The 19,388-nt window shown below is 71.4% G+C and carries 14 protein-coding genes and 1 pseudogene; 10 read left to right on the top strand and 5 right to left on the bottom strand.

Annotated features, from left to right (window positions below; translation table 11 throughout):
• Nucleotides 1–91 precede the first annotated feature (91 nt).
• Nucleotides 92–1,096, bottom strand: coding sequence for a PilZ domain-containing protein (locus tag IPL40_12380; GenBank protein MBK8481952.1), 1,005 nt, complete (start codon nt 1,094–1,096; stop codon nt 92–94).
• Between the two features lie 194 nt (nt 1,097–1,290).
• On the opposite strand from IPL40_12380, the gene mce reads away from it, so the two are divergent.
• From mce to IPL40_12355, 5 genes are all read left to right on the top strand, one after another.
• A complete protein-coding gene (mce, locus tag IPL40_12375) occupies nt 1,291–1,749 on the top strand; it encodes a methylmalonyl-CoA epimerase (protein MBK8481951.1) in 459 nt (152 codons plus the stop codon).
• Nucleotides 1,750–1,765: 16 nt separating this feature from the next.
• Entirely contained in the window at nt 1,766–2,467 is a 702-nt protein-coding gene (locus IPL40_12370) for a hypothetical protein (protein ID MBK8481950.1), read from the top strand.
• Nucleotides 2,468–2,538: 71 nt separating this feature from the next.
• The gene (locus tag IPL40_12365; GenBank protein MBK8481949.1) at nt 2,539–3,933 is read left to right on the top strand and encodes an 8-oxoguanine deaminase; all 1,395 of its coding nucleotides are present in this window, start codon (nt 2,539–2,541) and stop codon (nt 3,931–3,933) included.
• Between the two features lie 414 nt (nt 3,934–4,347).
• Nucleotides 4,348–7,554, top strand: coding sequence for a hypothetical protein (locus tag IPL40_12360; GenBank protein MBK8481948.1), 3,207 nt, complete (start codon nt 4,348–4,350; stop codon nt 7,552–7,554).
• Between the two features lie 42 nt (nt 7,555–7,596).
• Complete coding sequence (locus IPL40_12355; GenBank protein ID MBK8481947.1) at nt 7,597–8,898, top strand: outer membrane protein transport protein; 1,302 nt, start codon at nt 7,597–7,599, stop codon at nt 8,896–8,898.
• A gap of 17 nt (nt 8,899–8,915) precedes the next feature.
• Here the strand turns inward: IPL40_12355 and IPL40_12350 are convergent, their stop codons facing one another.
• A complete protein-coding gene (locus IPL40_12350; protein ID MBK8481946.1) occupies nt 8,916–9,557 on the bottom strand; it encodes a LysE family transporter in 642 nt (213 codons plus the stop codon).
• A gap of 290 nt (nt 9,558–9,847) precedes the next feature.
• Between IPL40_12350 and IPL40_12345 the strand changes: the two genes are divergently transcribed.
• The 3 genes from IPL40_12345 to IPL40_12335 all read left to right on the top strand — a co-directional run bounded on the left by IPL40_12345 (nt 9,848) and on the right by IPL40_12335 (nt 12,667).
• Nucleotides 9,848–10,789 (top strand): mechanosensitive ion channel, encoded by a 942-nt coding sequence (locus tag IPL40_12345; protein ID MBK8481945.1) that lies wholly within the window; start codon nt 9,848–9,850, stop codon nt 10,787–10,789.
• 175 nt (nt 10,790–10,964) lie between these two features.
• The gene (locus IPL40_12340) at nt 10,965–11,891 is read left to right on the top strand and encodes a hypothetical protein (protein MBK8481944.1); all 927 of its coding nucleotides are present in this window, start codon (nt 10,965–10,967) and stop codon (nt 11,889–11,891) included.
• Between the two features lie 146 nt (nt 11,892–12,037).
• Nucleotides 12,038–12,667: a hypothetical protein gene (locus IPL40_12335; protein ID MBK8481943.1), complete on the top strand. Its 630-nt coding sequence runs from the start codon at nt 12,038–12,040 to the stop codon at nt 12,665–12,667.
• A gap of 97 nt (nt 12,668–12,764) precedes the next feature.
• On the opposite strand, the pseudogene IPL40_12330 reads toward IPL40_12335, so the two are convergent.
• From IPL40_12330 to IPL40_12320, 3 genes and pseudogenes are all read right to left on the bottom strand, one after another.
• A pseudogene (locus tag IPL40_12330) lies at nt 12,765–13,388 on the bottom strand (glutathione S-transferase family protein).
• Between the two features lie 61 nt (nt 13,389–13,449).
• Nucleotides 13,450–14,112 (bottom strand): hypothetical protein, encoded by a 663-nt coding sequence (locus IPL40_12325; GenBank protein MBK8481942.1) that lies wholly within the window; start codon nt 14,110–14,112, stop codon nt 13,450–13,452.
• A 3-nt stretch (nt 14,113–14,115) separates the two neighbouring features.
• Nucleotides 14,116–15,123, bottom strand: coding sequence for a hypothetical protein (locus IPL40_12320; protein ID MBK8481941.1), 1,008 nt, complete (start codon nt 15,121–15,123; stop codon nt 14,116–14,118).
• A 238-nt stretch (nt 15,124–15,361) separates the two neighbouring features.
• Here IPL40_12320 and IPL40_12315 point away from each other — a divergent pair, with 238 nt between their 5' ends.
• Complete coding sequence (locus IPL40_12315; protein ID MBK8481940.1) at nt 15,362–16,120, top strand: TSUP family transporter; 759 nt, start codon at nt 15,362–15,364, stop codon at nt 16,118–16,120.
• Nucleotides 16,121–16,853: 733 nt separating this feature from the next.
• Complete coding sequence (locus IPL40_12310) at nt 16,854–19,379, top strand: heavy metal translocating P-type ATPase (protein ID MBK8481939.1); 2,526 nt, start codon at nt 16,854–16,856, stop codon at nt 19,377–19,379.
• Nucleotides 19,380–19,388: the final 9 nt, after the last annotated feature.

Here is a 19,388-nt window from a genome sequence, read left to right as displayed (position 1 = left end):
CGCCAGCTTGGTGCGGTCGCCGCCGGTGGTGCCGCGCTTCAGCAGCGCCGCCGCACGTCGGCGCGGGCCCCTCCGGACAGCGCGTCGGGGATCAGGGCTTGCGCGGCTTGCGTTGACCGCTGATGTCGGAAAGGGCCGCCTGGTAGAGCTCGCGCACCTCGAGCGGCGTGCAGTGCGCGTTCTCATCCCAGTCCTTCGTCTCGCGGGCCGCTGCTCGCTGCGACGCGGTCGGCGACATGCTGCTGCGTCGAGTCGCGGCCGAGGTCAGCGGCGGGCGCTGCTGCGTGGGCGAGGCCGCCGTCGTTGACGAGCTCCGGGGGGCCACGCGCACACCGAGATTGGGTGTGGCCTCGGGGTAGGGGCGCTGGGCCTGGGTCCGCGGCTGGGCGGCGGTCGTGGTGATGCCGGCGAGCTGCGGTATCGCCTCGGAGGAGGCCGAAGCACCTGGCCTAGAGGGCGGCACGGGGGTGCTGACGGGGGTGGCGAAGACCCGCCGATAGGTGCCACTGCTGCTGCTCCTCGCCGAGGTGCCGCTCGACGCGCTGCCCGCGGACCCGTCGCGGGCCGCAGCGCCCGGGGCGCTGGCCGAGGCGCCGCCCGCATGGGCGGCTGAATAGCGGCCCGGCTGGCCTGGGGACCCCACGCGGGCCGCTGGATCACTGCGGAACTGAGGGCCGCGGACCTGGCTGTAGGGTGCACTGACCGGCGCACGCTCCGCGCTTGGCGCTCCGGCGCGCGCCGCCTGCTCGGCGCCGAGGCGTCGTCGGGTAGTCGAGACGAAGGCGCTGATCACGGTCTGAACGTCGACCGGCGGATCAACGAACTGCAGGCCCCAGGCATAGTGACCATGGACGTTGCCCTCACGGGCCACCACGGCGCTGAGCCGGACCGGCGCGAGCTGGGGCGGCAGCATCAGGTCGATCAGGAGGGACGCGCCCTTGGCGGCGCGGGCCGGCGGCACGACGAGGAGCCCGCTGGCGCTGACATCGACGACGGTGCAGCCCAGGCGCCGCTGCTGGATGTGCAGCAACGCCTGGCCATACCAGGGAGCACGCGGGGCGGCGCGGCGGTCCGCTGCCTGGGGAAGAGCTTCCAAACAACACCTCGGGGCGACGTGGTGAGGCCCCGCCGATCGCGCGCACGCGAAGGCTGCGAGCAGAGCCTGCTCGGACTATTGGGAGCCGAACCCCGCGACCTGTCAATGTGCGCTTTTGCGCGGCGTGTAGGTCAGGGATATAAGGGCCGCGTCGACGCGGCCGACGGGGCCGCGTCAGTAAGGAGACCCCGCAAATGACGGTTCGCAAGGTTTCACACATCGGGATCGCCGTCGAGCGCTTGGCGGCGCAGGTGCCCTTCTATCGCGATGAGCTCGGCTTGCCCTTGATCGCCGAGGAGGAGGTCGCCGACCAGGGCGTGCGAGTGGCCATCTTCCAGGCCGGCGATACGCGGATCGAGCTGCTCGAGCCCACGCGCCCCGACAGCCCGATCGCCCGCTTCCTCGAGCGGCGCGGCCCGGGCCTGCACCATCTGGCCTATCAGGTCGACGAGGTCGGCTCTGTGCTCCAGCGGCTGCAGGAGCACGGCTGCCGGCTGATCGACGAAGCGCCGCGCGCGGGTGCCCACGGTGCCCGCATTGCCTTTGTCCACCCGAAGTCCACCGGCGGGGTGCTGACCGAACTCTGCGAGGAGCACGCGATACCGTTGGATTCGTCCGCCACTTGCGTTACAACGCCGAGCGATCGGTCGTAGCCTGAGGGAGGTGCGGATGCTGCAACGAGCCCAGTCGTTAGTGGAGCAGGTCAGGGCGCAGGTGCGCACGACGCTGCGCGTTGTGGTCGATCTGGCGCAGTCACTGGGCGTCCCCCCCGGGCTGACCGCGATGCTGACGGGCGAGGCGAGCGAGCCCGCCAGAAGACCCTGTGTCCCACCGAAGGACAGTGTCCCACCGAAGGATGGCGCCGCGCCGAACGCCGCGCCGCCGGCATGGCGGCCGCGGGGCAGTGCAGTCGCTGCTGCAGCGAGTCCAAGCGCGCCGAGCGTGATCGGTCCAAGCGGCTCCAGCTCGGCGCAGCGCGCCTCGGCCGCCACCGGCGCTCCGGAGGCCGCTCGGGCGCCTGCTCGACGCCCGAGCCGCAAGGTAGCCTTGGAGGGCGACCGTGGGCGCTCCAGCCAGGTTCGCATGCTGCACGCCGAGGACGCGATCAACGGCAGCACCTACCTTGCCCGCATCATCTGGTCGCTCGGCGTCGCGCGGCTCGAGGGGCTCGGGCCGCTCCGTCCCGCCGACATGGCCCGCATCATCATGGCCCGGTCGCCGGTCAGCCTCGAGCCGCCGAACGTGGCGCGATATATTCGCCGCAGCCATCCGACGTCGATCGCCGTCGACCACAGCGAGGGCAGCTCGCACTTCTACAAGCTAACGGCCGAGGGGCAGAGCCTCTTCGAGAACTCCTTCGGCGCGAGCTGAACGCGATCATGCCGCGCTCCGATGACCGTGCGCTCCCCGACCGCGGCTGGCGGACGAGCTAGCCGCAGCCCATGAGCACCGCGGGCGGCCGGCTACTGCTGCGCAATATCTATCACCTCGTGGTCGGTGATGTCGCCGATACGCGCCTGCGCGACGTCGATGTCTTGATCGATGGCCCGCGTATCGTCGATGTCGGCAACAACCTGCCCCGCGGCGAGGCCGAGTCCATCGACTGCTCGACCAAGTTGGTCTTGCCGGGCCTGGTCAACGCACACCACCACATGCACCAGTCGCTGCAGCGCGCGCTACCGGCGGTGCAAAACGCGGGGCTCTTCGCCTGGCTGACGGGGCTCTATCCGATTTGGCAGCACCTCACGCCCGAGATCGTGCGGGTCGGGACCCAGCTCGCGTGCGCTGAGTTGCTGCAGACCGGCTGCACGACGACGAGCGACCATCACTACCTCTTCCCGCCGGCCTTCGATGCGGACCTCGTTGCGGTCCAGTTCGATGCCGCGCGCGAGCTCGGCATGCGCTTCTGCGCCAGCCGCGGCAGCATGTCTGTTGGGCAGAGCAAGGGCGGCCTTCCGCCCGATGCGGTCGTGCAGGATGAGGAGACGATCCTCCGCAGCTCTGAGCGCGCGGCGGCGCTCCACGATCCGTCCCCCTTGTCGATGCGGCGCGTTGCGCTGGCGCCCTGCGCGCCCTTCTCGGTCTCGCCGCAGTTGCTGACGCGTAGCGCCGAGCTGGCGCGGCGTCACGGGCTGCGGCTGCACACGCATCTGGCCGAGACCGTCGACGAGGAGCGCTACTGTCGCGAGCGCTTTGGCTGTCGCCCCCTGGCGCTGATGGAGCGCTGCGGTTGGCTCGGCGAGGACGTGTGGTTTGCGCATGCCGTGCATCTCGACGACGCCGAGCTCGCGCTGCTCGCCCGGACGCGCACCGGGGTGGTGCATTGCGCGAGCTCGAACATGCGCCTCGGCTCGGGGATCTGCCGCGTGCCCGAGCTGCTCGCCCAGGGGGTGCGCGTCGGGCTCGGCGTCGACGGCAGCGCCTCGAACGACAGCTCGGACATGGTCGGCGAGCTTCGCAATTGCCTGCTCCTGCACCGCGTCTGCGGCGGCGCTGGGGCGATCACGGTGCCGCAGGTGCTCGCGCTGGCGACCCGTGGCGGCGCCAGTCTGCTCGGCTGGGAGACGATCGGGCGATTGGCCGCCGATTGGGCCGCTGACCTCGCCATCTTCGAGATGGACCGGCTGGACTATGCCGGCGCCCTGAGCGACCCCTTGGGCGCCCTGATGCTTTGCGGTAGCTCGCACCAGGCGCATACGACGATCGTCAACGGCAAGGTCGTCGTGCGGGCGGGGCAGCTGGTGACGATCGACGAGGTGGAGCTGCGGCGCAAGGCGCAGCGGCTCGCGCGGCAGATGCTCGAGCGCGCCGGCCACGATACGCGCTGGATGCTTTGAGCGCCCGCGCGCGGCTCGCGCTGGGCCAGCCCGGCGCGAGCCCCGGGCCTTTCGTCGCCGCGAGCCGTCGCCGCGGGCTCTTGGCGCGGGCTAGCGCCCTCCACGAAATTGCGGGATCATGCGCCGCGTCGCCAATCGTGATCGGAGTTCTCGACTGAGGGACCACCCGCGCAGGCGGCGTCCCGATCGCGGCAGGCGCGCACCACGCACCGCCGCGCGGCACGGGCGGTCGATCGGCGCAGCGCAAGGGAGGACGCCAGGATGAACGCGAGCCAGAGGCGGGCGTGGTCGTCACAGCAGCAGGGGCCTTCGCAGGGGCCTTCGCAGGGGCCTTCGCAGCCGCGGACCGGCCGGCTTGACCGTGAGCGCCCGCGCGGAGCAGCGCCGATCGGCCCCCTCACGCCCCTGCGGTCGATGTCGTCGTGCGGATGCCCGGCGCTGCTCGCCCTGGGCCTGCTTGGCGCGCTGGCGTGCGCCAAGGAGCTGGATCCGCAGCCGGCCCCGACGGGGCGGGTCGTGGCGCTCTTCGACCCGGCGTTGCAGGTCGTCCCCTCGCCAACCGACCTGGTGCGCGACGCCGAGACGGGGTTGTTGCGCGTGCCGGTGGCCGACGCCGCGACGCGCCCAGCGCAGGCCGCCTTCGACCGCTACCTCAACACGCTCGACGGGGTTCCGCTGGCGACGGCGCTGGCGCTCTGCCTCTCTGGGCCGCCTGACGCCGCCAGCGTCGCCGAGGGCCTGAGGGTGTTGGCGCTGCCCCGCGAGGCCGGCGTCGCTGCGACGCTCGTCGAGGGACTGCGGGCGACCGAGCCCACCTCGACCTTGGACTGCCCCGTCTTGACCGCGCGAAGCTGCGATCCCCGCGCCGCGTCCTCTGGCTGCGCCGCGTCGCAGCGCTGCGTGGCCACCAACGCAGCCGCGCCCACCGTGGGACGCTGCGCTGACGCGGGCTATCGCGTGATCGTCAAGGCCTCCGCGCCTTGGCAGCCCGCGCAGAGCTACGCCGTCCTGCTCACGCGAGCGGCGACGGCCGCCAGCGACGGCCGGGCGCTCTTGCGCGCGCCGATCTTCGAGCTCGTCGCGCAGTCGCACCGACTCTGCGCCTGGGATCCCGACGCGCGGCGTTGCACCTATAACTACGCCCGACTGATCACCTCGACCGCAGGGCTACAGGCGGCGCAGGCAATGCCGCAGGCGACCCTCGACGCCCAGCGCGTGCACGCCGCGGAGCTAGAGCTGCAGCTCGCGACGCAGCTCGAGTCCCTGCGCCGCGGCACGGACCGGCTGCTGCAGCTCGGCGAGGCAGCGGGGATCCCGCGGGCGGAGGTGGTGCTGGCCTGGGGCTTCACCACGCTTGGGCTGGCCGAGGCACGCTTCGATCCCGCGGCTGGGGTGCTGCCCGGTCCGGGCAATGACCTGATCTACGATGGGGCCCGGATCGATGCAGAGGGGCAGCCTGCGCCGCGGGTCGCCGTGCCGGGTCCGACGTGCACGAGCAATGCCGACTGCGCGCTCGGCAGCTGCCAGCCCGAGGAGGTGCGCCGCGGCGCGCCCCAACGCCAATGCTCGACGCGCCCCGCCGGCGGCGCCGGCGACTGGCGCGGCTTTCTCGGCCGCCACGTCGAGGAGGCCGCCCAGGACTGGGCGTTGCGTCGTGGTCTCAACGGCCTCGACGGCTTCTCGACCACGGCCTCCTACTTCGCCGAGTTCTCGGCGCCGCTCGCGCCCGCCAGCGTGGCCGCGGGAGGCGAGCTGCTCTTGTTCGATCTGACGGCCCTCGCCAATGAGAGCGCCTCCGCGTCCTTCAGTCTCGAGGCTGGCGGTCGCGCGCTGGCGATGACGCCACGCGCTCCGCTGGCGGAGCGGCACCGCTACGCCGTGGTCTTGCGCTCGCGGCGCAAGCTGGCGGCAACCAGCGGCGGCGCCTCGCCGGCGGCGCTGACGAGCGCCTCGGGGGGTGGCCTGGCCGACGCGCAAGAGCGGCGGGTGGTGGCCTCGCCGGCCTTCGCGCTGGCGCGCAGCCCAAGCCCCTTGATCGACGCTGTCGGCAAGGCGACGGTCAATGTCGTCGACGATGCGACGGCGGCGCAGCTCGAGCCGCTGCGCGTGGCCTATGACCAGGTCCTCAGCGCGCTCGAGGCGCTGCCCGCGCTGAACCTCGAGCGCGAGGACGTGGTGTTGCTCTGGACCTTCACCACGCAATCGATCAGCGCGGCGCTGACGGCGTTGCGTGCCTTGCCCTACCAGACGCTGGCCGCAGCGGATGGTGGAAGCCCCCGCTGGTCGGGCACGCTCGTCACCAGCTTCGACGGCTGGCCCGCGGCGGCGCCGCGCTCGGCCATCGGTGGATGGGTGCCGCAGGGGAGCTTCACGAGCTGGAATGCCCTCGATCCGGCGACGGAGGCCCTGCGGCCCGATCCAAGCGCCGGTGCGACCAGCGTGGTGCCATTTTTCCTGTCGGTGCCGCAGGGCGCCGCGCCGGCCACGGGTTGGCCCTTCGTGCTCTTTCAGCACGGGCTGAACCAGAGCAAGACGTCGTTCTTCACCGTGGCCAACACCCTGGCGCAGGCAGGAATGGCGACGCTGGCCTTCGACATCGGCTTCCACGGCGCTCGCAGCGTCTGCACGCGGCATGAGGCATGTGGTTGCGCCCGGGATGCGGACTGCGTCGCCGAGGCGGGCGACGTGCCGGGCCGCTGCGACGTCACGGGCGCACCGCAGGCCGACCCGCCGCGCGGTCCGACCTTCACCTGCAGCACGCGCCTGCGCGAGACGGAGCCCTGCACGCTGACCACCGCGCTCGAGCGCCGCCGCTGCAGCACGGGGCAGCTCGCCGACAGCGACGGCGATGGGACGCCCGACGCCTCGGGCGTCGCGTTCCTGGCGCCGAGCAACCCCTTCGCGCTGCGCGACAATCTGCGCCAGCATGTGATCGACGCCGCTGCGCTGCTGCGCGGCCTGCGGCTCGGCGCCGCGGCTGGCCTCGCCAATGCGACTCCAGTCGTGCTCGATCCCGCGCGCGTGCATTACGTCGGGCACTCTTTGGGCGCGATCCTTGGCGTCCTGGTGCTGGCCACCGAGCCGCTCAGCGTCGGCGCCGGCCCCCAGCGAGCGGTGCTCAACGTCGGCGGCGCTCCGGTCGTGCGCATCTTCGAGGACACGCCCGATGTCGACTTCCGGGGTGTGGTCGACGGGCTCTTGCAGCAGCGCGGGATCACCCGCGGCTCGGTCGAGGCGCTGCGTCTCTTCCACACCCTGCAGTGGGTTGTCGACCCCGCGGACCCGGCGAACTTCGCCCGCTACCTGACCCAGGCGAGCCTGCCTGACCTCGTGGCCAGCCAGCAGGAGGGGCGGTCGATCGCCCTTGCACCGAAGCAGGTGCTCGCCCAGCTCGCCACTGCGGACGCGGTGATCCCACCCGAGCGGCAGGCGGCCCTGGCCGGTTGGATCGTGGGGCCGGCGCAGCAGAGCGGCTACCCGGTGGGGCATGGCTTCCTGCTCTTACCCGACGCGGCGGCGCCGGCGGCGACCACCCTGGCGCAGCAGCAGCTCGCGCACTTCCTGCTGTCGGGGGAGGTCTGCACGCCCGAGCTGAGCGCGGCCCCGCCGAGCTGCAACTAGGCCCCAACCGATAGCCCCCAACCAAGCTGTGAGGAGCACGCGATGAAGAACCCATCGATCGAGGTGGTCGCAAGGAGTGGGGCTGCTGCGGGACTCGTCTTCGTGGGCCTGCTGCTGGCGGGCCACGCCCGTGCCGCCGGCTTCGGGATCAACGAGATCTCGACGGCGGGTCTGGGGATGGGGAACGCGATCACCGCCGTCGCCGATCGACCCTCCGCGGTCGTCTTCAACCCGGCGGGTCTCGCCTTTCAGCGCGGCCTCGGCGTCGAGGCGAACCTCTCGCTGATCATTCCCGCTTTCGGCTACGACACGCACATCCCGGCGACCGGCGAGCCGGTGCGCGCGAATGCCAAGAACCAGGTGTTCGCGGTGCCGACCCTCTTTGCCAGCTATCGCTGGCGGGAAGAGGTCGCGCTCGGCCTTGGTATCTACTCGCCCTATGGCCTGGGGGTCGCGTGGAACGATACGGTCGCCGCCGACGTGCCATGGTGGGGGCGCAACCTGGTGACGAAGATCGAGCTCCAGTCGGTCTTCATCAATCCCACGGTGGCCGTGCGGCTGCACGAGCGCCTGGCGCTCGGGGCCGGTCTGATCGTGGCGCAGGCGAAGGTGAGCCTGGCTCGGGCGATCGCCAACTCGATTGATCCGGCCGATGACGTCGACGTCGAGCTCTCCGGCGACGACCTTGGCTTCGGCGCCACGGCGGGGCTGCTGATCGCAGCGATACCGCAGCGGCTCAATCTCGGGGTTGGCTACCGCAGCGCCGTGCGCATGACCTTCGCCGGCCAGGGCGTGTTCACCAAGGAGGGAAGCTCGGCTGCCGTGCCGCTGCCCTTGCGCGGACAGCTCATCGACGGGGCGGTCGAGGTGCCGATGACCTTGCCGCATACGCTCTACTTTGGGCTGGCCGTGTTTCCGCTGCCGCGGCTGAGCCTCGGCGCCAACGTCGATCTGACCGCCTGGAGCAGCATCAAGGACCTCCGGATCAACTTCCTCGACCACCCGGAGCTGAGCTCGGTCGAGAGCAAGCGCTGGCATAGCACCTACGCTGTGCGCCTCGGGGTGCAATACGAGCTGGTGCAGGCGCTGCTGGTGCGGCTGGGCTTCATCTTCGACCAGACCCCCGTGCCGGCCGCAACCGTCGGGCCGGACCTGCCCGACGTCAACCGCTTCCTGCTCGCCTGCGGTGCCGGCTACACTTTTCGCGGCGTGCGGGCCGATTTCGCCTACCAGTTCATGGTCGGTCCCGGCACCGACACCGCCGCCACCGCGCCGATCGTCGGCCAGCACGACGCGTCAGCCCACCTGGCGTCGCTCTCCCTGGGCTTCAACCTCGATCTCTGAGGGGCTCCCTGCTCACCTCAGCCGCGCCGGAAGGCCGCGAGCGCGAGGCCTGCAGCGATGAAGAGCCCGCCGAAGACGCGGTTGAGCGCCCGCAGGTGGTGCGGCTCGCGGAGCAGCCGCAGCCCTTGGGCCGCCAGGCCGGTGTAGCCGCTCATCACGACGATGTCGGTGAAGGTCAGCGTGGCCGCGCAGATCAGGTACTGGAGCAGCTGGGGCCGTCTGGGATCGATGAACTGCGGCAGCACGGCGAGCAGGAAGACGATTCCCTTGGGGTTGGTCGCGTTGACGAGGAAACCCCTGAGCACCAGCGCCCGCGGCGTTCCCTTGCGCGGATCGCCCGCGCCTGCGCTAGCACCGCCGCCGCCGACCGGCGCCGAGCGGGAGCGCATCTGCTGCACGCCGAGCCCGACGAGATAGGCGGCACCGAACCACTTGATCGCTGCGAAGAGCGTCGCCGACGCGGCGATGGCGGCGCCCAGCCCGAGGGCGACGAGGGCCAGGATGACGAGAATCCCGAGCTGCAGCCCGACGATGTTCCACAGGGCGCGCCGGTAGCCGTGGCGCAGACCCGCGGCCATGCAGGAGATCGCTCCGACGCCCGGCGAGAGGCTGATCAGCCAGGAAGCGATGAAGAAGGCGATCCAGACGTGGAGGGGCATGGTGGTGACCGTCACGCAACGAGCCTGCCAACCTAGCGTGGAGCCGGGCAACCTAGCGCGCGTCGCGCGTGCGCGCCATGGGCGCGCGAGGGGCGCTAGCCGCCAGGGGTGTGTCGCAGCCGGGGCGAGATTGCCGGCGCGCTGGAACGCTACTACAAGGGTTGTTGCAGCGCTGCGTTCGGGGACCCTCTCAGGCCCCTCGGCTCGGAGCGGGGCGTCAGCCAAACGTCGAAGCTGAACATCGGGCCGCAGAAACCGCACCTGGAGGCGACCTTCGCCGAGGAGCAGCAATGAGCAGCGTCATCGACCAGACCCTTGCGTGGCTCTCCGATCCGGTCCTGGGAAAGATCGTCGCCGGGCTCGTCGCCGTCGTCGCCGGGGTGGTCGCCGTGCGCCTCGTGCAGCGCGTCGCCACGCGCTACATCGCCAACAAGAACGCGCGCTATCGGGCGCGCAAGGCGATCGGCGTAATCGGCTACCTCACCGCCACGCTGATCCTCGCCGCCGTCTTCAGTGAGCGACTGGGACGCTTGACCGTCGTCTTTGGCGTCGCCGGCGCCGGCATCGCCTTTGCCCTCCAGGAGGTCATCGCGAGCATCGCCGGCTGGGCTGCCGTCTCCTTCGGCGGGTTCTACAAGATCGGCGACCGCGTGCAGCTGGGGGGCATCAAGGGCGATGTGATCGACATCGGGCTGCTGCGGACGACGCTGATGGAGGTGGGCGCCTGGGTCGACGGCGACCTCTACAACGGCCGGGTCGTGCGCGTCGCCAACAGCTTCATCTTCAAGGAGCCGGTGCTGAACTACTCGGGCGACTTCCCCTTCCTCTGGGACGAGATCGCGGTCCCCATCCGCTTCGGCAGTGACCTGCCTCGCGCACAGGCGATCCTCGAGGGCGCTGCGCAACGGATCACGGAGGGCTACCAGGAGGAAGCGGGCCGCATCTGGAAGGAGATCCAGCTCCGCTTTCCGCTCGAGGATGCGACGACGAAGACGCTCGTGACCCTCGTCTTCGATCACAACTGGGTGACCTTCACGGTGCGCTACACCGTCCGCTTCGACAAGCGCCGGATCACCAAGCACACCTTGTTTCTGAGCATCCTCGAGCAGGTCGAGGCCACCAAGGGCGCGGTTTCGGTCGCCTCCTCGGCGATCGAGCTCTTCCCCAAGGCCCCGCTAGAAATCCGTACCCTTCCTGCCGTCGACGCAGGGGCGGGGAGCAGTCTCTCCTGAGGCGGTTTTCGACGCAGGCCGGCCGGTCCCTTACCTTTATGAGAATTCCGCCGATGAGATGGCCAGATGCCGATGAGATGGCCAGATAACGACGGCCGAATGAGCTGCCTGATGGGGTTGCGGTGGAGGTCGCCCGGTCGGCCTTGATCGGGTGGCGGCGCCACGGAGTTCGAAAGTGCGACGGCGACTATCCCTCGGCCTTTGCTTGCTCTTGCTCGGCGGCGCGCCCCTCGCGTGTGGCAGTCGCTTGCCGGCGCTGCAGCTTCGCGATGGCGGCGCTCTTCGCGATGGCGGCGCTCTTCGCGATGGCGGCGCTCTTCGCGATGGCGGCGCTCTTCGCGATGGCGGCGCTCTTCGCGCGGACGGCAATCGGTTGCCGCCTGCCAGCGACGCCGGGCCGCCCCTGCCGGCGCGCCCGATCCTGCACTACCCCTTCGATGGCGACGCCAGGAACACGGGCGTGCTGGCGACGCCCTACAACGCGCAGGGGGTCGCCGTCCTCTACGTGCCGGGCAGGTTCAACCAGGCGGTAGCCTTTGACACCGCCGTCGCGTGGAGCTACCTGGTGCTGCCCAACACCGTCGGGCCGCTCAGCGAAGGCAGCGACTACACCATCGCGCTTTGGGTGCTGGCCCGCGAGCCGGCAGCCGACGCGCTGGCTTTCCGGCAAGAGCTCTTCAGCTTTCGCAGCGCGGCCGCGGAGGGAAAACCGGGTGGAGGCCTGGAGTGCTTCGTGGAGGCGGGTGGCGGGGCGTTGCAGCTCTGCTATGACGCCGCGCCGGTGGTCAGCGACTGCGTCGAGGTCCTCAAGCTCGACGCCGAGTGGCACCATCTCGTCTTTCGCCACGACGGCGCAGTCGATGGGCAGGGCGCCGATGTCGAGGTCTACGTCGACGGGGCGCGGAGGGTCACCCTGCCCAATCCCTCGCGCGGGGTCATCTTCTCCACGCGCCAGCAGCAGAGCATGCTCCTCGGTCAGAAGAGCGGCTTTGCGCTCGACGAGCTGAAGATCTTCAACCGGGTCTTTGACGAGCCCGAGCAGTGCGCTCAGGTCGTCGGTGGCCTCTGGAACCCCGCGGAGCGCAGGTGCAGGCTGCCCTGACCCGCCCTCACCGGCGGCGCCCGCGCCGGCTCCGCTGCGCGCTGCACCTGGCGTGCGGAGTCGCGTCTGCCGCGCTCGCAGGTCACGCCCTGCCGGCGCGCGCGGAGGCGTTCGGGCCGCAGCCCCAACGCTCCCGCTGGGCGCTCGTGGCCTCCGCTGGCAGCGACTTTCCGGCCAGCCTCGGTGGCCAGTTGGCGCTGGAGGGGCCTGGTCGGCTACGTGCGACCGTTTCGCTGGGCTGCCTGCCGCGGCCCTACGTCGACGCGATCAACGCCTTGCTCGTGGGGGTGAAGGCCTACGATCGCCCCACGGCCGACCTCATCGCCCAGTCGCTGGGCTCGTCGCTGATCTGGCGCACGCACCTTGGCTGGCGCCCCTTTCGCAAGGCCGGGTTCTATCTGGAGGGCGGCTATGGCCTCGTCGCGCTCGGCGGCGGCGCCACGGCGGCCGAGCTGGTGGCGGGCCTCACCGGCCAGCCCGCGCCGCAGGAGGCTGCAGCCGGCGGCCAGAGCTTCTCTGTCAGCTCGCGCCTCCACATGCTCGACGTCGAGTTCGGCTGGAGCTGGCGGTTGGGCCCGCGTTGGCGCCTGCGTGCGGCCGTCGGCGGCGCCTTCACGGTGGCCTCGCGAACCCGGATCGAGGCGCGCTTCAAGCCGCGGGCGCCGCGCGCCGTCGAGGCCTTCGCTGCCTACGGCGAGGCCTACCTCGATGATATCTACACCTCGTACGTCTTCACGCCGGTCGTCGGCGCGAGCGTCGGGTATGCGATCTTCTGAGCGCGCCGGAACCGCCCGACCCACGAAGCGCACGCGTCGTCTAGGTCCTCGGGCCCTTCCCCGCTCGGGGCTTGCTCCGGTGAGATCCGTGGGATGCTCAGCCAGCGCGGGCCTTGAGGCGTGCTTCGTTGAGTTTCTTGGCTCGCTGCGCCGCGGGTCGGGCGTCGAGGCGGGCGACGTAGGCCTCGAAGGCTGGCCGCTTCTCGATCGTGCCGAAGAGCATGCCCCAGCCGAGGCTGGCGCCGACGTAGACATCCGCGGCGCTGAAGCGCTCAGCACAGAGGTAGGGCCCGGTTGAGAGCGCCTGCTCGAGCGCGTCGATCGTCCGCTCGAAGCTGCCGAAGCCGACCATCGAGGCCTTGCCCTCAGGCACCTGCCAACCGAGGGCCTTCGCCGTGACGGCCTGCTCCAGCGGGCCGGCCGCAAAGCAGGTCCACCGGAAATACGCCGCGCGCGCGCGATCGCCCGCCGGTGGCATCAGCCCCTTGGCGGCGAAGCGATCCGCGAGGTAGAGGCAGATCGCCGCCGCCTCCGTGACCACGGCCCCGTCGTGGACCAGCGCGGGAACCTTGCCCATCGGATTGACGGCCAGATAGGCGGCGTCCCTCATCGTCGCGCCGTAGTCGAGCCAGACGGTCCGGTAGGGCTCACCGACCTCCTCCAGCATCCAGTGCGCGATCCGCCCGCGCGATTGTGGGTTGGTGTAGAAGATCAGCTCGCTCTCCTATAATCCCCCCGCGTTGCACTCCCATCGCGAGGGTCGTGGCGAGGGAAGCACTCCCTCACTCCCGTTGTTGCAGCCGCTCGCAGGCCGCATCGAAGGCCCGCAGCGCGTTGGCCCGCTCGTCTGGTGCCATGGCGACCAGGCCGTATCCGCCCCGTCCATCGATGCGGGTCGGGAGAACGCTCGCTCCCTGGGGGAAGCTTCCTGGCGCGAGCGCGGCGATCAGCCTGCCGTCGATGGGCTCCCCGGCGCGCTTCGCTCGATTCACGGGTTTTGGGACGGGCACATAATCAGCGCCGACCCAATGCCAGCTCCGACCCCCTGCATCGAGGAATTGGCCGGTGGTCGGGTCGTAGGACGCGCCCGTGACGCTCTGGAAGACGCCTCGCAATCGGCAGGTCACTGCGGTTTCTCGTACGTTGGTCTCGGTGAAGCGCGGGATGGGTCCGCCCGTGAAGTCGAAGCTCCCCGGACCAAGCAGGCGCCCCTCCATCGCCCGCAGCAGCTCGCCCGCGAAGCGCTGCAGGCGTGGGAGCTCGGGATGGTTCGATGGCCCGGCGAAGAGCTCGGCGCCGCCGTGTTGAACGACATCCGCCGAGCCGATGATCCGTGGCGAGCCCAGACCATCGGCGAGGAACTGTACGCTGGCCTCCGGCACGCGCTGGTTCGTTCGCTGGGCCTCGAGCACCTCAGGAATGAACTGCTCCACAACGCCGCCCATCGCTCACACCATCCCCAGCAGGCGTTGCCAGCTCATCCGCGGATGGCGAAAGCGTAACTGGCTGCCGGGGAGGCCCTGCGCCAGCCAGCGGGCGACGAGCGCCTCGGCCTCGGGGTTGGAGAGGGGCTCGAGCGCTTGAAGCAGGGTCTCGGGCAGCGCGAGGGCTACTTGGCCCTCGCCGCTGCTGCCCTCGTTGGCCTTGACCATGACGACGCTCACAGCGTGCGCGCGCAGCAGCTCCACGATCGCCGCGGCAAGGTCGCGCGTCGAGCGCAGGTGCTCACGCCCCGGGAGGAGCTGTTGGTGGTAGTCGGGATGGGCCGCGATCACCAGCTTTGCCAGCTCGCGGCTGCCGCTCTTGGTACCAAGCGCCTGGTGCTCGGGGGACATCGCCACCGCGGGCGCGCCCAGCGCGACGGCCAGCTCGGCCTCGGCCGGCGTCATTCGATAGACATGCAGCTGAGCCGGATCGCCATTGATGGCCTGTTTCAGGCCCTTCAGCAGCGTTGCGTCGGCGAGGATCTTCTCGGGCAGCCAACGCGTGGGTTTGGGGTCGCTGACGTAGAACTGCTCGAAGCGCGGTTGCGCGGCCGACCACTGCTCGCCCATCAGTGAGCTGCCGTAGATCTCGATCATCCCCGCCGGAAGCGGGCTCGATCCGACCCAAAGCACCCGATCCTGCGGCCGCCGCTTGAGGGCCGCGATCGCCAGGCCGAGATGGCGCTGCTCGAGGCCAAACGCGCTCGAGCCGAGGAGCTTGAGATCCGCGCGCGGGAGCGTGATCCCGGTGGCGAAGACATGGACGAGCGGGCTGCCGTTGGCCCTCAGGACGGTCGGGAGTCCACGCTGCACCTTGTCGAAGGCCTCAGGACTCCAAGCGGTGGCCCGCGGCCGCTCCGCGCCGGCTCGTCCGACGCCGTGCGCGGAGGCGCCGACGGGCAGCGCGATGACGGCATTGACCAAGACCAGTGACGAAAGACCCGCGAAGAACGCCAACGTGCGACACCGCATACGCCTACCCCTTGTCTGGCTCCCCACTCGGCCGTGCCGCGCATATCACAAAGCACCGTCAGGGCAAAGAGCCTCGCCCTCGCCACGCGATTTCCCCATGCTCGACCGGAACAGACAGTCCCGGCGGACCACGTCGCCCCCCGGTGGCGGCCGCCGCTGCGCTTGTGCCGGCGGCGGGGCCGGCCGCCGGTCAGCGAGCGGCTGCAATCGGGGCCGCGCCGGGCTACCGTGTGCGGTGATGCCGATCCAGCCGCTCAGCTTGCTCCTGCTGCTGCTCACCGGCTTCGTCGCCGGGCTCGTCGACGCCGTGGCGGGCGGCGGTGGGCTGGTGACCCTGCCGGCCCTGCTCTCGCTCGGGCTGCCGCCCAAACTGGCGCTCGGCACGAATAAGCTGCAGTCCAGCTTCGGTAGCTTCACGGCGACCTGGAACTACGCCCGGGCGCGGCAGGTCGACCTCCGTGACGGCGCTCTGGGTGTCGCGCTGACCTGCTGTGGCGCAACGGCCGGCGCGATGGCGGTGCAGCGCGTGCAGGCGCACCTGCTCGAGCAGCTCATCCCCGTCGCGCTGCTGGCGATCCTGCTCTACGCGCTCTTCACGCCGAAGATCGGCCTCGACGCGCTGCGCCCGCGCCTGCCGCGTCGGTGGTTCTACACGCTCTTTGGCCTCGGGCTCGGCTTCTACGATGGTTTCTTCGGACCGGGGACCGGGTCGTTTTGGATGGTTGCGCTGATGGCGGGCCTGGGCCTGCAGATGACCCGCGCCGTCGGCTACACGAAGCTGATGAACTTCAGCTCGAACGTCACGGCGCTGATCTGGTTCGGGCTGCGCGGCCAGCTCGCCTGGCCGGTGGGTCTCGTGATGGCCTGCGGCCAGATCGGCGGAGCGCGCGTCGGCTCCGGGCTCGTGCTGTGGCGCGGCGCACCGCTGGTGCGCCCGGTCTTCCTCTTGATCGTGGCTGCCACCGTGCTCAAGCTGCTCGTCACCCGCTGGGCCTGAGCGGACGCAGCGCCAAGCGTCGCCGACCGACCCTGCGCGGTGCCGAGGTGGCGACCTGGCGGAGTTCAGGAGCCGTCGAGGTTCAACCCAACGGCCCGCGGGGGGCATCGACGAAACTCGCGGCCGAGTCGAAGCGCCGCGGACACCCGTGCTGCCCGAGCCCATGAAGATCGCGAACCAGTCGTTGCTGGAGGCCTTGCTGCGCTTGAGCCGTGTGGTGGTTCCGATGGCTCGATGCTGCTCCAGCGACTCGTAGGTAGGGTCGGTGACCACAAATCCACCGCGGCCTCCGGCAGGCCACGCAGCCACGCTACGGCCTCGCCCTCGGCGAGCGAGAACGCTGGCGCCCGTCCTCTCCCCATGGTCCCTCACTCCGTTCACCGCTGACTCCAGGTGCGCGGGATGGAGCGTTTGCGCAGTATCGGCGGGCAGCCCGGCTCCGAGGGAGACCGGCACGAGCTGCGGCGTAGGTCCATGACCGCTGGCGGTCCTTGTCGTCGGGGCTGACGCCAGCCAGAACGCCGCTGTCTGCCAACGCCGGGCCGGTGAGAGGGGCCGGTGAGAGGGGCCGGTGAGAGGGGCCGGTGAGAGGGGCCGGTGAGAGGGGCCGGTGAGAGGGGCCGGTGAGAGGGCCGGGTGGGAGGGCCGCCGTCGAGGCCGAAGTGCCCGAAGCCCAGGGGGCGGTGCAAAGCGGTAGTCGGTTGCGCCTGTGGCATACTCGCGCCGATGGCCGATGAGCGCAGCAGACCTGCCTGAGCGCCGCGTTGACGGCGCCGCGATGGCGTGCAGCCACTGTGGCCTGCCCGTGCCGCGCGGGTTGCGCGATCCCGCTGCCACCGAGCAGTTCTGCTGCGCTGGTTGCCGTACGGTCTGGGCGCTCCTGCGCGCCGAGGGGCTCGAGGCGTTCTATCGGCTCGCCGCGGGTTCGCCGCGGGGCCCCGCCCAGGTCAGCGGTCGCCAGTTTGCGGAGCTCGACGATCCGGCCTTCAGCGCCCGCTATGTGCGGCCGCTGACGCAGCGCGGTCTGCTGGCCGCCGAGCTCTACCTGGAGGGGGTGCACTGCACCGCCTGCCTCTGGTTGGTCGAGCGCCTGCCACGTCTCGAGCCCGGGGTGATCGAGGCGCGGCTCGAGCTCGGCCGCTCCGTCGTGCGGGTGGTCTGGGATCCCGCGCGGACCGCCCTTTCGCGCGTCGCCCGCGCGCTCGATCGGCTCGGCTACACGCCCCATCCCTACCGCGCAGCCGCGGCCGAGCGCCTGCGACGCCGGGACGACCGCGCGATGCTGGTCCGCATCGCCGTCGCCGGCGCCGTCGCCGGCAACGTGATGTTGCTCGCGGCGGCGCTCTACGCCGGGCTACCCGCCGGCATGGAGCCAGGCTATCAGGCGCTCTTTCGTTGGGCCTCGCTGCTGCTGACGGTGCCCGCGGTCGCTTGGTGCGCAGCGCCCTTCTTTCGTAGCGCGCTCGGGGGGCTGCGCGCGCGGGCGCTTCATATCGATCTGCCCGTCGCGCTCGGCCTCGTGGTGGGCTTCGCCTGGGGTGCAGCCAACACGCTGCGCGGTCGCGGCCCGATCTACTTCGATTCGCTGACGGTGTTGATCTTCCTCCTGCTCGTCGGGCGCTGGTTGCACCGGCGCCAATACCGCCGCGCCGCCGACGCCGCCGAGCTGCTCTTCGCCCTGACGCCGCGCAGCGCGCGCTTGGTCGAGGGCGAGCGGCTACGCGAGGTGCCGATCGAGGCGGTCCTGCCCGGCATGGTCGTCGAGCTGCGCGCGGGTGAGGCGGTGCCGGTCGATGGCCGCATCCGTGTCGGCACCTCGTCGCTCGACACGGCCTTGCTCAGCGGCGAGGCGCGCCCGATCGCCGTCGCCCCGGGGGCCCTGGTGCACGCTGGCACGCTCAATCTCGACGCGCGCCTGCTGATCGAGGTCATCGCCGCCGGCGAGCAGACCCGCGTCGCGCAGCTGATGCGGCAAGTCGAGGCGCAGGCGCGGCGCCGCGCGCCGATCGTCGAGGCCGCGGATCGCGTCGCCGGCTACTTCGTCGCGGCCGCCCTGGTGCTCGCGCTGATCACGTTGGCCTACTGGTGGCGCGTCGATGCTCGCAGCGCGATCGACCACGCGCTGGCGCTCCTGGTCGTCACCTGCCCCTGTGCGCTCGGCCTGGCCACGCCGCTCGCCGTCAGCGCGGCGATCGGCCGCGCCGCGCGCAGGGGCATGCTGATCAAGGGTGGCGACGCGCTCGAGCGGCTGGCGCGCCCGGGGCTGCTGCTGCTGGACAAGACCGGCACCGTGACGACGGGTCGCATGGCCCTCGTGCGCTGGGTCGGCGACGAGGCGCTGCGCGGCCCCGTGGCGGCGCTCGAGGCCCAAAGCGCGCACGTGCTGGCGCGCGCGCTGGCGAAGGCTGATCAACCTCTTCCCGCAGCGGCGGCCTTCGCCTCCACGCCGGTCGCGGTCGACGCCGCGCCGCTTGCGGTGGCCGCGGCGTCGCAGGTGAGCGACGTGCGCGAAACGCGTGGCGCTGGCATCGAGGGGCGCGTCGACGGTGCGGTGTTGGTCGTTGGGGCCGCGCGCTTCGTCGCCGGGCGCTGCGGCGCCGCGCTCCCGGCCTGGGCCAGCGCAGCCGCGCAGGAGGCCGGCCAGCAGGGACTCACGCCCGTCTGGGTGGCCCGTGAGGGCCGGGTAGTCGCGGTGGCCGCGCTCGGCGATGCGCTTCGGCCCGAGGCTCGCGCGGTGGTCGACGCGGCGCGCCGGGCCGGCTGGCGGGTGGAGTTGCTCTCGGGCGACGACGCGCGCGCCGTGGTCGCGATCGGCCGCGCGCTCGGCCTCGCCGACACGGCATGTCATGGAGCGGCCTCGCCCGAGGAGAAGCTGGCGCATGTGCAGCGTGAGCGCGCCAGCGGGCAACCGGTGGTGATGGTCGGCGACGGCGTCAACGACGCGGCGGCGCTCGTGGCGGCGACGGCGGGCGTGGCCGTGCAGGGCGGGGCCGAGGCCAGCCTCGAGGCTGCCGACGCCTACCTCGGCCGGCCGGGCCTCGCCGCGCTGGGCGAGCTGCTCGCCGGCGCGCGCGCCACGCTGCGCGTCATCCGGCTCAATCTGGCGCTCTCGCTCGGCTACAACGCGGTCGCCGCGGCCCTGGCGATGAGCGGCCGGATCAGCCCTCTGCTCGCCGCCGTGCTGATGCCCCTCAGCTCGCTGACGGTCGTGATCGTTTCCTATCGCGCGCGGACCTTCGGCGAGGCGCACGCACGCTGAAACGCGCGC

The organism is Pseudomonadota bacterium (genome assembly GCA_016711215.1).
Lineage (GTDB): Bacteria > Myxococcota_A > Polyangia.
Note: the sequence above shows the minus strand (reverse complement) of the source record. Positions and strands in the feature narration are given on the sequence as shown.